Origin of the sequence: Streptococcus oralis (assembly GCF_019334565.1) — a bacterium.
Taxonomy (GTDB): Bacteria; Bacillota; Bacilli; order Lactobacillales; family Streptococcaceae; genus Streptococcus; species Streptococcus oralis_CR.
This window is the reverse complement of the sequence record NZ_CP079724.1, coordinates 1,678,320-1,693,287: the sequence shown is the minus strand read 5'-3', so window position 1 is coordinate 1,693,287 and position 14,968 is coordinate 1,678,320. Positions and strand designations below refer to the sequence as shown.

Below are 14,968 nucleotides of genomic sequence, written 5' to 3'. Positions count from 1 at the left end.
TCTCTTTAAACCAGGTCAGCTTCGCCTTATCTACAACCTCAAAGCTGTGCTTTGAGCAGCCTGTGGCTAGCTTCCTAGTTTACTATTTGATTTTCATTTAGTGTTAGTTCTTTTTCTTGTTTTGTATCAACCATCCAAGTCCGAGAAGGGCGAGGATGCTGAATCCAGCAAGAGCAAGGAGGGATTTGCTCTCAGTTCCTGTGTTAGGAAGGGCTTTCTGAGAAAGAGCCTCTGCAGCAGTTTCTTGAGTTTCAGGATTGGCTGCTAGGTTTTGAGCTTGACCTTGTTCTGGTTCAACTTCCAAGCTAGAAAGATCAAATTCTGGTTTTTCTTCTACGGCTGGAGCGACGATGGCGCCACCTTGAGACAAGCGGAGAACGACAGCAGTGAGAGCGTTCAATTTCAAGCCTTTTTCAGTCCATTCGATACCTTGAGGGTTGGAAATTCCTACTGGTCCGGCTTGATTTTCATCTGCGAGGACTTCAGCCTTTCTCAAGTGAGCAAAAGCAGTTCCCAAGTTGAATTCGCGAGCCTTATCATCCGCATTGACAAAGACAGCGTAGATATCTCCATTTGGAGCGGTGATTTGGTAGCCAATGACCACGTCTTCCTTTTCAACACCATTTTGGCCTGGGACAGTAATGAGTCGGACGCGCTCCTTGATATCTTGCAGACTCTTAAGTCGGAAAGCGTCTGTAGATTGACGAAGAGCGATCAAACCTTTCATGTAGTCACGGCTCTTGACATTTTCAGGGAAGGCTTTACCATCTGTTGCTTTGGTCCAATCAAACTTGTTGACAGCATCACTTGAGTCGTAAGAGTCATGGATAAAGTAAGGATAGACAAATGGCTTGCCGTCCCTGTCACGCAACAAGTGTGACTTGTTTGGAACCTTATCTTCAGGAACAGGAGTCTTATAGGCTGGGTCAAGGAATTGTTTGGTACGTCCATATTCCTGCCCAGAGTGGATAAACGGAGTTCCTTGAGCAGTCAAGACCATGAGGTTTCCAAGTCGCAAACGACGATGGATCTCAGCGTAGTTTTCAGCCTTGCTTGGGTCTTTTTTGATAGACTGAGCAATGATATCAAAGAGGGTCAAGTTATCATGGGCTGCAATATACTGGATAACATCTCCAGGACTGTCTGCTTCAAAGTTAGTTGGTTGAGCAATGAGATTTTTAAAGATGGTATTGATATCGCGTTTTCCACCTGTGATAAAGGCAGGTTGGCCTTCGTTTGGATAACCGGACTTGAGGTTGTTGCGGATGTCGTCTGAAAAGACAGCGACAGTATCGGTATGTTTCATCCAATCTTGGTCAGCAGCTCTAGTAGGCGTATTTTCATCACCAGTATAGGTTCTCCAACCTTCACCAAGCATGATGAGATTTGGATTAAGGGCTCGTGCAGCCTTGTAAGCTTCTTCGATTGAAGCCGCATCGTGGTCACCCATCATATCAAAGCGGAAACCATCTACTTTGTAGGTTTCAACCAGATACTTGATGGAGTCTACCAAGACACGTTTAGACATGTAGTGGGTAGTTCCCAAACGGCCGCCTCCGAAGCTAGTACGGGGAGTTCCGTCTGCATCCATAAAGTGATAGTAGTTTGGCTCAATATCCTCAAAAATATCAACGTTGGCAGTATGGTTGTAGACCACATCCAAGATAGCCCCCATGCCACGTTTGTGGATTTCGTTGATGAGGTTTTTGAATTCTGCGATACGTTTTTCTGGATCCTTAGGATCGCTTGAGTACATACCAGTCAAGGAGAAGTAGTTTTGAGGGTCATATCCCCAGTTGTAGTTGCTGTTGCTTGAAGCGTAGGCAGACAAACGTTCTTGGTTCTTCAATTCATTGACAAAGTAGTAGGACAAGACAGGAAGGAGTTGGATATGAGTCACACCCAAATCTTTGAGATAGTCCAGTTTTTCGATAAAGGCTTCAAAGGTACCAAATGGCTTGGTCAAGTCTTTTGCGATGGCAGGATCCGAAGTGAAGTCACGCACATGAGCTTCATAGATAACGGCATCTTCACGCGATTTGAAGTTACGAATCTTTCCATAGGTCAAGTCTTGCGGACCTAACTTCGCTGGATCGACAAAGGCAGCTTTAGCGACCTTATGAGCGGCATCTGTTTTTGCTAGGTCACTGTTCCAAGCCGCTAATGATTTGGCATAAGGGTCAAGAACGAGGACAGTTTTACCTTGGCGCTCGATTTGGTAGTGGTAGTAGTAGCCAGTGTAGTTGCTGATACCGAGACCAGAGTTTGCATCCAGAGTTTGTTTCCAGGTTCCTTTTTCTCCTTTTTCAAGGGCGACAGTTCCGACTACCTTTTCAGGGTCTTTCTTGTCGTAGACAACGACAGAAACCTTATCAGCACTTGGAGACCAGAGGGTGAGGTCAACCCGCTTGCCATCTTCTTTGAGAGTTGCGCCGAGTGGCCCATCGTAGCTGTAGGATTCATCCTTGAGGCGCCAGCTTGACCGTGTGGTAAAGCGGTCTGAATTGTAGCTGACAGTGTAAGGGTGTTGGGTGTCAGAGAAGTCGCCGATGTAGGTCACCTTTTTACCTGCCTCATCCACTTCCACGTCTGTGATAGCTACTTTATTCCCTTGGTAATCAGTGATGCTCGTGTGTTTGAGGATATCGTCTTTCTTAGCTCCAACTAGGGTAGAAAAACTGCTTTCGATACGAGATTTAGCCACATGTTGGGCACCAGTCATGCGGATGTCGTGTACATAGTAGGGGTTGGTGTAGATGGTTTCGTCATCATCCTTGAGGAAGATTTGACTGTGATTTTTTAGATCAGTAAATTTATAGTCTTCTTTTCTGATTTTCACATCATCGCCTTTCTTGCTTTCGTCTAGTAATAAAAATCCAAATTCTCTAGCAGCTTCATTGAGTGGGATATCAATGTAACGGCCATATTTTCCAGTTGCTGTAAAGTCAGTACCGTCAGGCCATTCTCCACTACTTGGATTCTTGACATCGCCCCAATACCAGAGTGATTTCTTGTCATAGTTGCCATCGGTGCGGTAGTAGTTGACACGGACTGTTCCCGCTGGCTGAGGACGGTAGTTGTATACCTTATAATTTTCATCTAGCCAAGCCTCGTTCATTTTTGGAGAGAGGCGCTCTACTGAACGGTCCCCTGTCAGGTTGTCCCCTTTGGAATTATTGATGAGGAAGCTGACTTTCTTAGCTTGATCATTCTTAAGTTTGACATCGAGATAATAGCCATAGTCATCTTTCTTGGCATCCTTGAAGGACTTGGCTCCATTGGGCCAGTTTTCAGAAGGTTTTTCAACATCGTCCCAAGTCCAAAGGCCTTGAGAATCCTTGTTTTCCTCAGGGAGTTTTTTCACATGGATGCGGAAGTAGTTATCTTCGATTGGTTCTTCAGAACTAGTGTCTGCTTGTGGTTTTTGATCAGAATTTGGCGCCGAAGTGCTGGCATCTACTTTCTTTTCCGTGCTATTAGCCTGGCTTGTAGTAGCATCTTCTGTTTTAGGTGTTTCTGGTGCTGTAGTAGTTTCTACAGCTGGAGCTTCTTTTTTAGAATCAAGGGAAGCGTTTGCATTATTTTGTTCAGAAATAGGCGTTTCCTTTTGAGTTTGACTCGTTTCAGTCTCAGTAGGGGCCTTGGTCACAGCGCTAGTGTTTTCCTGAGTTTGAGGAAGATTTTCGTTAGCTGAAATGGTTGGCATTGCAGCAGAAAGTAGGACAATGCTGGCACCAATAAGGACAGAACCAGTTCCGTTCTTCAAGGAACGGATACCGTAAATCATTTTTTTCTCAGTTTGAGATGGGATCTTTTTCATCACAATTCTCCTTGTGTAGTTGTTCCCTATCAGTATAGCACGAGGTAAACATTAGTGCAAGCGTTTTCCTAAATTTTAAGAGAAAATATAATGCTTCATTCTCTTGAAATTTTAAAATAATATATAGGAAAAGATTGTTTAAAAAATAGTAAAAAAACCTTGAAAAATCTAGCTAAATAAGGTATAATATAAGTAATCATTTGTCGTAGGTTTTGTCTGAAATATTGTCCAGACAAGGCTCACAGCAGTTAAATCTTCTGAAAAAGTCAGATTTAGCTGCTCTTTTTGTGCTTTTTTTCAGGTTTTTGAGTGCTTGTAACAAAGATTTAAAGATTCTGAAAATTCGTCAAAGGGACACGGTGATAGGGGTTTTAAAAACCATATGACGATTAGAAAAGCCTGATTGACAAGGCTTGGAATTTATTTACAAAGGAGAATCATCTTGGCAGGACATGACGTTCAATACGGGAAACATCGTACCCGTCGTAGTTTTTCAAGAATCAAAGAAGTTCTTGACTTACCAAATTTGATTGAAATTCAAACGGATTCATTCAAAGATTTCCTAGATCACGGTCTTAAGGAAGTATTTGAAGATGTATTGCCAATTTCAAACTTCACAGACACAATGGAGTTGGAATTTGTTGGCTATGAAATCAAGGAACCAAAATACACGCTCGAAGAAGCTCGTATCCACGATGCTAGCTACTCAGCACCAATTTTTGTAACCTTCCGCTTGATTAATAAAGAAACAGGCGAAATCAAGACCCAAGAAGTCTTCTTTGGTGATTTCCCAATCATGACCGAAATGGGTACTTTCATCATCAATGGTGGTGAACGTATTATCGTATCTCAGTTGGTTCGCTCACCCGGTGTTTACTTTAATGACAAAGTAGACAAGAACGGTAAAGTGGGTTACGGCTCAACTGTTATCCCTAACCGTGGAGCTTGGTTGGAACTTGAAAGCGACTCAAAAGACATTGCCTATACTCGGATTGACCGTACTCGTAAGATTCCATTTACAACCTTGGTTCGTGCGCTTGGTTTCTCAGGTGATGATGAAATCTTTGATATCTTTGGTGATAGTGAATTGGTTCGCAACACCGTTGAAAAAGATATCCACAAGAATCCAATGGACTCTCGTACAGACGAAGCCTTGAAAGAAATCTACGAACGCCTTCGTCCAGGTGAACCTAAGACTGCTGAGAGCTCACGTAGCTTGCTTGTAGCGCGTTTCTTTGATCCACGCCGCTACGATTTGGCAGCAGTTGGTCGTTACAAGATCAATAAAAAACTCAACGTTAAAACACGCTTGCTCAACCAAACCATTGCGGAGCCATTGGTAGACCCTGAAACAGGAGAAATCTTGGTAGAGGCTGGTACCGTTATGACTCGTAGTGTGATTGAAAGTATCGAGAGTCATTTGGATGGCGACTTGAACAAAATTGTTTATATTCCAAACGATGCAGCTGTTTTGACAGAACCAGTTGTCCTGCAAAAATTCAAGGTTGTTGCCCCAACGGATCCAGACCGTGTTGTAACCATCATCGGAAATGCCAATCCAGACGACAAGGTTCGTGTTGTAACTCCTGCGGATATCCTTGCAGAGATGAGCTACTTCCTCAACTTGGCAGAAGGTATCGGACGTGTGGATGATATCGACCACCTTGGGAACCGTCGTATCCGTGCAGTTGGTGAATTGCTTGCCAACCAAGTACGTCTTGGACTTTCTCGTATGGAACGTAATGTCCGTGAACGCATGTCTGTTCAGGACAATGAAGTCTTAACACCTCAACAAATCATCAATATCCGTCCTGTAACAGCTGCGGTTAAAGAATTCTTTGGTTCATCACAGTTGTCACAGTTCATGGACCAACACAACCCGCTTTCTGAGTTGTCTCACAAACGCCGTTTGTCAGCCTTAGGACCTGGTGGTTTGACACGTGACCGTGCTGGATATGAAGTACGTGACGTGCATTACACTCACTATGGCCGTATGTGTCCAATCGAGACACCTGAAGGACCTAACATCGGTTTGATTAATAACTTGTCATCTTACGGGCACTTGAACAAGTATGGATTTGTTCAAACACCATACCGTAAGGTTGACCGTGAAACAGGTGTTGTTACCAACGAAATCGTTTGGTTGACAGCCGATGAAGAAGATGAATTTACTGTAGCGCAAGCTAACTCTCGTCTCAACGAAGATGGTACTTTTGCTGAGAAAGTTGTCATGGGACGTCACCAAGGGGTCAACCAAGAGTATCCAGCAGAAGTGGTTGACTACATGGACGTTTCACCAAAACAGGTAGTTGCCGTTGCGACAGCATGTATTCCTTTCTTGGAAAACGATGACTCCAACCGTGCCCTCATGGGTGCCAACATGCAACGTCAGGCTGTGCCTTTGATTGATCCAAAAGCACCTTACGTTGGTACTGGTATGGAATACCAAGCAGCTCATGACTCTGGTGCTGCTGTTATTGCTCAGTATGATGGTAAAGTTACATACGCAGATGCTGACAAGGTAGAAGTACGCCGTGAAGATGGTTCATTGGACGTTTACCACATCCAAAAATTCCGTCGTTCAAACTCAGGTACTGCCTACAACCAACGCACGCTTGTTAAAGTTGGCGATGTCGTTGAAAAAGGCGACTTTATCGCTGACGGACCTTCTATGGAAAAAGGGGAAATGGCGCTTGGACAAAACCCAATCGTTGCTTACATGACATGGGAAGGTTACAACTTCGAGGATGCCGTTATCATGAGCGAACGCTTGGTCAAAGACGATGTCTATACATCTGTCCACCTCGAAGAATACGAATCAGAAACGCGCGATACAAAGCTTGGGCCTGAAGAAATTACTCGTGAAATTCCAAACGTTGGTGAAGATGCCCTTAAAGACCTTGACGAAATGGGTATTATCCGTATCGGTGCTGAGGTTAAAGAAGGGGACATCCTTGTCGGTAAAGTCACACCTAAGGGAGAGAAAGACCTTTCAGCTGAAGAACGTCTCTTGCACGCTATCTTCGGAGACAAGTCTCGTGAAGTGCGTGATACTTCTCTTCGTGTACCTCACGGTGCCGATGGTGTCGTTCGTGATGTTAAGATCTTTACACGTGCAAATGGAGATGAGTTGCAATCAGGTGTGAATATGCTAGTTCGTGTCTACATCGCTCAAAAACGTAAGATCAAGGTCGGAGATAAGATGGCCGGACGTCACGGAAACAAAGGGGTTGTCTCTCGTATCGTTCCTGTAGAAGACATGCCTTACCTTCCAGATGGAACTCCAGTCGACATCATGTTGAACCCACTTGGGGTGCCATCACGTATGAATATCGGTCAGGTTATGGAACTCCACCTTGGTATGGCAGCCCGTACTCTTGGTATCCACATCGCAACACCAGTCTTTGACGGAGCAAGTTCTGAAGACCTTTGGGACACTGTTAAAGAAGCAGGTATGGATAGCGATGCTAAAACAATCCTTTACGATGGACGTACAGGTGAGCCGTTTGACAACCGTGTATCAGTTGGTGTCATGTACATGATCAAACTCCACCACATGGTTGATGATAAATTGCACGCGCGTTCAGTCGGACCATACTCAACCGTTACCCAACAACCACTTGGAGGTAAAGCTCAGTTTGGTGGACAACGTTTCGGTGAGATGGAAGTTTGGGCTCTTGAAGCCTACGGTGCGTCAAATGTTCTCCAAGAAATCTTGACTTACAAGTCTGACGATATCAACGGACGTTTGAAAGCTTATGAAGCTATTACAAAAGGAAAACCAATTCCAAAACCAGGTGTTCCAGAATCCTTCCGAGTTCTTGTAAAAGAATTGCAATCCCTTGGTCTTGACATGCGTGTCCTTGACGAAGATGACCAAGAAGTGGAACTTCGCGACTTGGATGAAGGAATGGACGAAGATGTCATCCACGTAGATGACCTTGAAAAAGCCCGCGAAAAAGCAGCCCAAGAGGCTAAAGCAGCCTTTGAAGCTGAAGAAGCTGAGAAAGCAACAAAAGCGGAAGCAACAGAAGAAGCTGCTGAACGAGAATAAGCAGTTCACTTAGAATAGAAAGGGAAGAAATAGTGGTTGATGTAAATCGTTTTAAAAGTATGCAAATCACCCTAGCTTCTCCAAGCAAAGTCCGTTCATGGTCTTATGGAGAAGTCAAAAAACCTGAAACAATCAATTACCGTACGTTGAAACCAGAACGTGAAGGACTCTTTGACGAAGTCATCTTTGGTCCTACAAAAGACTGGGAATGTGCTTGTGGTAAGTACAAACGCATTCGTTACAGAGGGATTGTTTGTGACCGCTGTGGGGTTGAAGTAACGCGTACGAAAGTTCGTCGTGAGCGTATGGGGCACATCGAGTTGAAAGCTCCTGTATCTCACATCTGGTATTTCAAGGGGATTCCAAGCCGTATGGGCTTGACCCTTGATATGAGTCCTCGTGCCCTCGAGGAAGTTATCTACTTTGCGGCTTACGTGGTAATTGATCCTAAGGATACTCCACTTGAGCACAAGTCTATCATGACAGAGCGCGAATACCGTGAGCGCTTGCGTGAGTATGGTTATGGTTCATTCGTTGCCAAAATGGGTGCCGAAGCCATCCAAGACCTTTTGAAACAAGTAGATCTTGAAAAAGAAATTGCCGAACTCAAAGAAGAGTTGAAGACAGCTACTGGACAAAAACGTGTCAAAGCCATCCGTCGTTTGGATGTTTTGGATGCTTTCTACAAGTCTGGAAACAAACCTGAATGGATGATTCTCAACATCCTTCCAGTTATTCCACCAGATCTTCGTCCAATGTTGCAGTTGGATGGTGGCCGTTTTGCCTCATCTGACTTGAATGACCTTTACCGCCGTGTTATCAACCGTAACAACCGTTTGGCTCGTTTGCTTGAGTTGAATGCACCAGGTATCATCGTTCAAAATGAGAAGCGTATGCTTCAAGAAGCGGTTGACGCTTTGATTGACAATGGTCGTCGTGGTCGTCCGATCACAGGACCAGGTAGCCGTCCACTGAAATCATTGAGCCACATGCTCAAAGGGAAACAAGGACGCTTCCGTCAAAACTTGCTCGGTAAACGTGTTGACTTCTCAGGACGTTCTGTTATCGCCGTTGGTCCAACGCTTAAGATGTATCAATGTGGTGTGCCACGTGAAATGGCGATCGAGCTCTTTAAACCATTCGTCATGCGTGAAATCGTTGCCCGTGACATCGTGCAAAACGTGAAAGCAGCTAAACGCTTGGTGGAACGTGGAGACGAACGTATCTGGGATATCCTTGAAGAAGTAATCAAAGAACACCCAGTACTTTTGAACCGCGCACCGACCCTTCACCGTTTGGGTATCCAAGCTTTCGAGCCAGTCTTGATCGATGGTAAGGCCCTTCGTTTGCACCCGCTTGTCTGTGAAGCCTACAACGCCGACTTTGACGGGGACCAAATGGCCATCCACGTACCGCTTTCAGAAGAAGCCCAAGCAGAAGCTCGTATCTTGATGCTCGCTGCTGAGCATATCTTGAACCCGAAAGATGGTAAACCAGTTGTTACTCCATCTCAGGACATGGTTTTGGGTAACTACTACTTGACTATGGAAGAAGCTGGTCGTGAAGGGGAAGGAATGGTCTTCAAAGACCGTGACGAAGCTGTTATGGCTTATCGCAATGGTTATGTTCACCTCCACTCACGTGTTGGTATCGCGACAGACAGCCTCAACAAACCTTGGACTGAAGAACAAAAACACAAGGTCTTGCTGACAACAGTTGGTAAAATCCTCTTCAACGACATCATGCCAGAGGGTCTGCCTTACTTGCAAGAACCAACAAATGCCAACTTAATAGAAGGTGTTCCAGCTAAATACTTCTTGCCACTAGGTGGAGATATCAAGGAAGCAATCAGCAATCTTGAACTCAACCCTCCATTCAAGAAGAAAAACCTTGGGAATATCATCGCTGAAATTTTCAAACGTTTCCGTACGACAGAAACTTCTGCCCTACTTGACCGCATGAAGAATCTCGGTTACCACCACTCAACTCTTGCAGGTTTGACAGTGGGTATTGCAGATATCCCAGTTGTTGAAGACAAGGCTGAAATCATCGAAGAATCACACAAACGTGTAGAACAAATCACCAAACAATTCCGTCGTGGTATGATTACAGACGACGAGCGCTACAACGCTGTTACAGCTGAATGGCGTGCTGCCCGTGAAAAATTGGAGAAACGTTTGGTTGCCAACCAAGATCCTAAGAACCCAATCGTTATGATGATGGACTCTGGAGCCCGTGGTAACATCTCAAACTTCTCACAGCTTGCCGGTATGCGTGGTCTGATGGCCGCTCCGAACGGACGTATCATGGAATTGCCAATCCTTTCAAACTTCCGCGAAGGTTTGTCAGTACTCGAAATGTTCTTCTCAACTCACGGTGCCCGTAAAGGTATGACCGATACGGCCCTTAAGACAGCCGACTCAGGTTATTTGACTCGTCGTTTGGTTGACGTTGCTCAAGACGTTATCATCCGTGAGGACGACTGTGGAACAGACCGTGGTCTCTTGATTCGTTCTATCGCAGAAGGAAAAGAGATGATCGAGTCTCTCGAAGAACGTCTCAATGGTCGTTATACTAAGAAAACTGTTAAACATCCAGAAACTGGTGCAGTGATCATCGGTCCAAATGAGTTGATTACAGAAGACAAGGCGCGTGAAATTGTCAATGCTGGTGTGGAAGAAGTGACTATCCGTTCCGTATTTACATGTAACACTCGTCATGGTGTCTGCCGTCACTGTTACGGTATCAACTTGGCGACTGGTGATGCAGTTGAAGTTGGTGAAGCAGTTGGTACAATCGCTGCCCAATCTATCGGGGAACCTGGTACACAGCTTACAATGCGTACCTTCCACACGGGTGGGGTTGCCTCAAATACCGATATCACTCAGGGTCTTCCTCGTGTCCAAGAAATCTTTGAAGCCCGCAATCCTAAAGGGGAAGCGGTCATCACAGAGGTCAAAGGACAAGTTACAGCTATCGAAGAAGACGCGTCAACTCGTACCAAGAAAGTCTTTGTTAAGGGTGAAACTGGCGAAGGTGAGTACGTGGTTCCATTTACAGCACGTATGCGTGTCGAAGTTGGAGACCAAGTCTCTCGCGGTGCAGCATTGACAGAAGGTTCTATCCAACCAAAACGTCTCCTTGCTGTTCGTGATGTCTTGTCAGTTGAAACCTACCTCCTCGGTGAAGTACAAAAAGTTTACCGTAGCCAAGGGGTAGAAATCGGTGACAAACACATCGAGGTAATGGTTCGTCAAATGATCCGTAAAGTTCGTGTCATGGATCCAGGTGACACAGACCTTCTTATGGGTACCCTCATGGATATCAACGACTTTACAGATGCTAACAAGGATGTTCTTATCGCAGGTGGAGTTCCAGCGACTGGTCGCCCAGTTCTTATGGGAATCACCAAAGCCTCACTTGAAACAAATAGTTTCTTGTCAGCGGCTTCCTTCCAGGAAACAACTCGTGTCCTTACAGATGCAGCCATCCGTGGTAAGAAAGATCATCTCCTTGGACTCAAGGAAAATGTTATCATCGGTAAGATCATCCCAGCTGGTACTGGTATGGCTCGCTACCGTAACCTTGAACCACAAGCTATCAATGAAGCAGAATATCTGGCTCCAGAACAAGAAGAGGCAGAACTTGCTCCTGTAGAGGAAGTTGTGGAAATCCAAGTTGAAGAAACAGTAGAATAAAAGCAAACAAGAGAACCTTTGGGTTCTCTTGTTTTATTTCAGAAAATTTTCCCACTTTTTCATAAAGTATGGTAGAATAGAAGAACTAAAATGCCAAGGAGGTGTCCATATGGAACAAACATTCTTTATCATTAAGCCAGATGGTGTGAAAAGAGGGTTGGTTGGCGAAATTCTGCAAAGAATGGAACAACGAGGTTTCAAACTCGAAAAATTAGAGCTACGCTCAACAGTTTCAGAAGCTTTGATTGACCAACACTATCAAGACTTGGTTGAAAAAAGTTTTTATCCTCCTATCCGTCAGTTTATGACTTCAGGACCAGTAGTGGTGGGCATTCTATCAGGTCCGAAAGTAATTGAAACTTGGCGGACCATGATGGGGGCTACTCGTCCAGAAGAAGCTCTGCCAGGAACTATCCGAGGAGATTTTGCCAAGGCTGCAGGAGACAATCAAGCCATTCAAAATGTAGTTCACGGCTCCGATTCGGAAGCTTCTGCAAAACGCGAAATTGCTCTCTGGTTTAAGGATTAGACTGGTAAAAGAACAGTTCTGTACACAACAGAGCTGTTTTTTGGTCAGTTGAGCACAAAAAATGGACACTTGAGGCGGAAACAATCATTTTAAACTCCTCACAAGGTATAATCCCATATAGGGAGGGAAAAGAAATGGTAAAATCAATTCGCCTATTGTTACTGATTGCAGTCATCCAGATTAGTTTTTCTAGTTGTCTATTATGGAAAGAATCCTTTTTATCTTTAAAACAGACCAATGCTTATTTTTTGATTTTGATAGTAGGATTTTCTGTTCTTTGTGCTGGGATAAATTATTTCCATACAGCAGACCAGTCTAGACATAGTATTTTACATGTTCAAAAGAAAGTGAGTCTGGTTTATTGCCTCCTTTTAGTAGTCAATCTTCTGGCAACCTGTCTGGTTCTCTCAGAAAGCATCCAGACCACTAGCAAATTGCAGCAGGAATTGGTTGACCTCTTTTTACCCTCCTTCTTTTTCTTGCTAGGAGTAGATCTATTGATTTTCTTACCTTTTGATAAAATTTTTCGCGATATAGAAAATCACCTAAATAAAAAGAAAACAGTCGTCATTTCCGTTCTAGCCACGTTGGTTTTCTTGAGGAATCCCTTAGTGATTTCCTCGATTCTCCTTTATATCAGTATTGGTTTTCTATGCGCACGTTTCCTTTTTCCAAAATGTATTCAAAGGGAAATCTCCTTTTATGGGCACCTGATTCGGGATATCCTGTTTGTTTTTTCAATAGTTGTATTCTTTTAAGTAGAGGAGAATTTTTCAAAATTGTTATAGTAAGTCCATAAAGAAAATTCACACAAAAGAAAACTTTTTGGTATAATAGTAGCATGCACACAAAAAATGAAGAAGAGCTTCTAGCTCTCGGAGAAAGATTAGGTCATTTGCTTCAAAAAGACGATGTTCTGATCTTGACTGGAGAGTTGGGTGCGGGTAAAACAACCTTTACAAAAGGCCTTGCTAAGGGCTTGGATATCCGTCAAATGATTAAAAGTCCAACCTATACCATTGTCAGAGAGTACGAAGGGCGTTTGCCACTTTACCACTTGGATGTCTACCGTATCGAAGGTGATGCTGATTCTATTGACTTGGATGAGTTTCTCTTCGGTGGTGGTGTGACTGTTATTGAGTGGGGGCATCTTTTGGGTGAAGATTTACCAGATTCTTACTTGGAGTTGGAAATTTTGAAAGAAGCTGAGGGTCGTTGTCTTCATTTTACAGCTCATGGCTCTCGGGCTGAACAACTCATCAAGGAGCTTCAAGATGGAGTATGAGTTGTGTATTCGTGAGGCAGAGATTTCAGATGCTACAGCCTTAATTGCATTTTTAGATTGTGTCGGTCAAGAGACAGATTTTACTAGCTTGGATGAAAATGGTATCATGATGACAGATTCTGAAATGGCTCTTTTTATCGAAAAACAAGCTGCATCAGAGAATCAAATTACTCTCCTCGCCTTACTGAATGATGAGATTGCAGGAGTCTTAAATATCACAGCAGACCAACATTTAAGAGTTCGACATATCGGTGATGTTTTTCTAGCAGTTCGAAAGAAATTCTGGAACCAAGGCTTGGCGACTATACTTCTAGAAGAAGGCATCGAGTGGGCTAAATCCAGTGGTGTCTTGTGCCGTTTGCAACTCAGTGTACAAAAACGAAACGAGGCTGCGATCCACCTCTATTCAAAAATGGGATTCATCACAGAAGGCTTACAAGAAAGAGGAGCCTATTTAGCAGAAGGGATATTTTTAGATGTTTGTCTTATGGGCAAGCTGATAAATGAATAACGAGATGATTAAAAAATTAATTGGAATGGTGCTAGGTTTCCTAGCAGTAACAGTTTTAGGTGTAGCGGTTTATGGCTATACCATCTACCAACAGGGAACAGAAACCCTAAGTAAAAAGACTTACAAAAAAATCGGGGAAGAAACCAATGTTATCGAAGCGACGGAGCCTCTGACTATCCTCTTGATGGGGGTAGATACGGGAAATGTGGAACGTACAGACCCGTGGGCGGGAAATAGTGATTCCATGATTCTCCTGACGGTTAATCCCAAAACAAAGAAAACCACAATGATGAGTTTGGAACGGGATATTTTGACCAAGATTGAGACTGGAAACGGTCAAGTTCAGGAAGCCAAACTCAATGCGGCCTATGCTAATGGTGGTGCAGAACTTGCAATTTCTACTATTCAAAAGATGATGAATATCCACATTGACCGCTATGTGATGGTTAACATGCAGGGGCTTCAACAATTGGTGGATGCAGTTGGTGGGATCACCGTCAACAATACACTTGGTTTCCCAATTTCGATTGCTGACCAAGAGGAGTTTAATAAGATTTCCATCGGTGTTGGAGAACAAACCTTGAATGGTGAGGAAGCTCTGGTGTATTCACGGATGCGTTACCAAGACCCAGAAGGAGACTATGGTCGTCAAAAACGTCAACGTGAAGTCATTCAAAAAATCGTTGAGAAGGTTTTGAGCCTAAACAGTGTGAGCCATTATCAAGGTATCCTCAAAGCTTTGAGTGATAACATGCAGACCAATGTGGACTTGTCAGCTAAAAGCATTCCACAATTGCTCGGCTATCAAGATTCTTTCAAGAATATCGAAACGCATCAATTGCGTGGGGAAGATGCTGAGCTACAGGGAATTTCTTATCAGATTGTCACTTCAGAACATATGCTCGAGATGCAAAATCTCTTGCGTAGTTCGCTAGGTAAAGAGCCAGTGACAGAATTGGAAACCAATGCGGTACTGTACGAAACAGCCTTTGGTCGGACAGCTCCTTCAACCAGTACGAACGCTTCAAACGAAGAAGCAGAATAAGAAAAGAATCAAATCGTGGGAAATTT

Annotated in this window: 8 protein-coding genes; 7 read left to right on the top strand and 1 reads right to left on the bottom strand. The window is 43.9% G+C overall.

Annotated features, from left to right (window positions below):
* Positions 1 to 103 precede the first annotated feature (103 nt).
* Positions 104 to 3,820: a pullulanase gene (locus KX728_RS08125; RefSeq protein WP_084856571.1), complete on the bottom strand. Its 3,717-nt coding sequence runs from the start codon at positions 3,818 to 3,820 to the stop codon at positions 104 to 106.
* Between the two features lie 442 nt (positions 3,821 to 4,262).
* Between KX728_RS08125 and rpoB the strand changes: the two genes are divergently transcribed.
* The 7 genes from rpoB (at position 4,263) to lytR (ending at position 14,942) form a co-directional block, all read left to right on the top strand.
* Positions 4,263 to 7,874, top strand: a complete 3,612-nt coding sequence (gene rpoB, locus KX728_RS08120; RefSeq protein WP_125825656.1) for a DNA-directed RNA polymerase subunit beta — start codon at positions 4,263 to 4,265, stop codon at positions 7,872 to 7,874.
* Positions 7,875 to 7,906: 32 nt separating this feature from the next.
* Positions 7,907 to 11,572 (top strand): DNA-directed RNA polymerase subunit beta', encoded by a 3,666-nt coding sequence (gene rpoC, locus KX728_RS08115; protein WP_215804317.1) that lies wholly within the window; start codon positions 7,907 to 7,909, stop codon positions 11,570 to 11,572.
* A gap of 109 nt (positions 11,573 to 11,681) precedes the next feature.
* A complete protein-coding gene (gene ndk / locus KX728_RS08110; protein ID WP_049501265.1) occupies positions 11,682 to 12,101 on the top strand; it encodes a nucleoside-diphosphate kinase in 420 nt (139 codons plus the stop codon).
* A 134-nt stretch (positions 12,102 to 12,235) separates the two neighbouring features.
* Positions 12,236 to 12,859, top strand: coding sequence for a hypothetical protein (locus tag KX728_RS08105; protein WP_215804318.1), 624 nt, complete (start codon positions 12,236 to 12,238; stop codon positions 12,857 to 12,859).
* 83 nt (positions 12,860 to 12,942) lie between these two features.
* Positions 12,943 to 13,386: a tRNA (adenosine(37)-N6)-threonylcarbamoyltransferase complex ATPase subunit type 1 TsaE gene (tsaE, locus tag KX728_RS08100; RefSeq protein ID WP_000556959.1), complete on the top strand. Its 444-nt coding sequence runs from the start codon at positions 12,943 to 12,945 to the stop codon at positions 13,384 to 13,386.
* Positions 13,376 to 13,897, top strand: coding sequence for a GNAT family N-acetyltransferase (locus KX728_RS08095; protein ID WP_000455515.1), 522 nt, complete (start codon positions 13,376 to 13,378; stop codon positions 13,895 to 13,897). Before tsaE ends, KX728_RS08095 begins: the two co-directional genes overlap by 11 nt.
* Before the next feature lie 4 nt (positions 13,898 to 13,901).
* The gene (gene lytR / locus KX728_RS08090) at positions 13,902 to 14,942 is read left to right on the top strand and encodes a glycopolymer--peptidoglycan transferase LytR (protein WP_000592175.1); all 1,041 of its coding nucleotides are present in this window, start codon (positions 13,902 to 13,904) and stop codon (positions 14,940 to 14,942) included.
* The last annotated feature ends 26 nt before the right edge of the window (positions 14,943 to 14,968 follow it).

Coding starts and splice junctions, on each gene's coding strand:
- KX728_RS08125 (WP_084856571.1), bottom strand. CDS start 3,820: ATGAAAAAGATCCCATCTCAAACTGAGAAAAAAATGATTTACGGTATC.
- ndk (WP_049501265.1), top strand. CDS start 11,682: ATGGAACAAACATTCTTTATCATTAAGCCAGATGGTGTGAAAAGAGGG.
- KX728_RS08105 (WP_215804318.1), top strand. CDS start 12,236: ATGGTAAAATCAATTCGCCTATTGTTACTGATTGCAGTCATCCAGATT.
- tsaE (WP_000556959.1), top strand. CDS start 12,943: ATGCACACAAAAAATGAAGAAGAGCTTCTAGCTCTCGGAGAAAGATTA.
- KX728_RS08095 (WP_000455515.1), top strand. CDS start 13,376: ATGGAGTATGAGTTGTGTATTCGTGAGGCAGAGATTTCAGATGCTACA.
- lytR (WP_000592175.1), top strand. CDS start 13,902: ATGATTAAAAAATTAATTGGAATGGTGCTAGGTTTCCTAGCAGTAACA.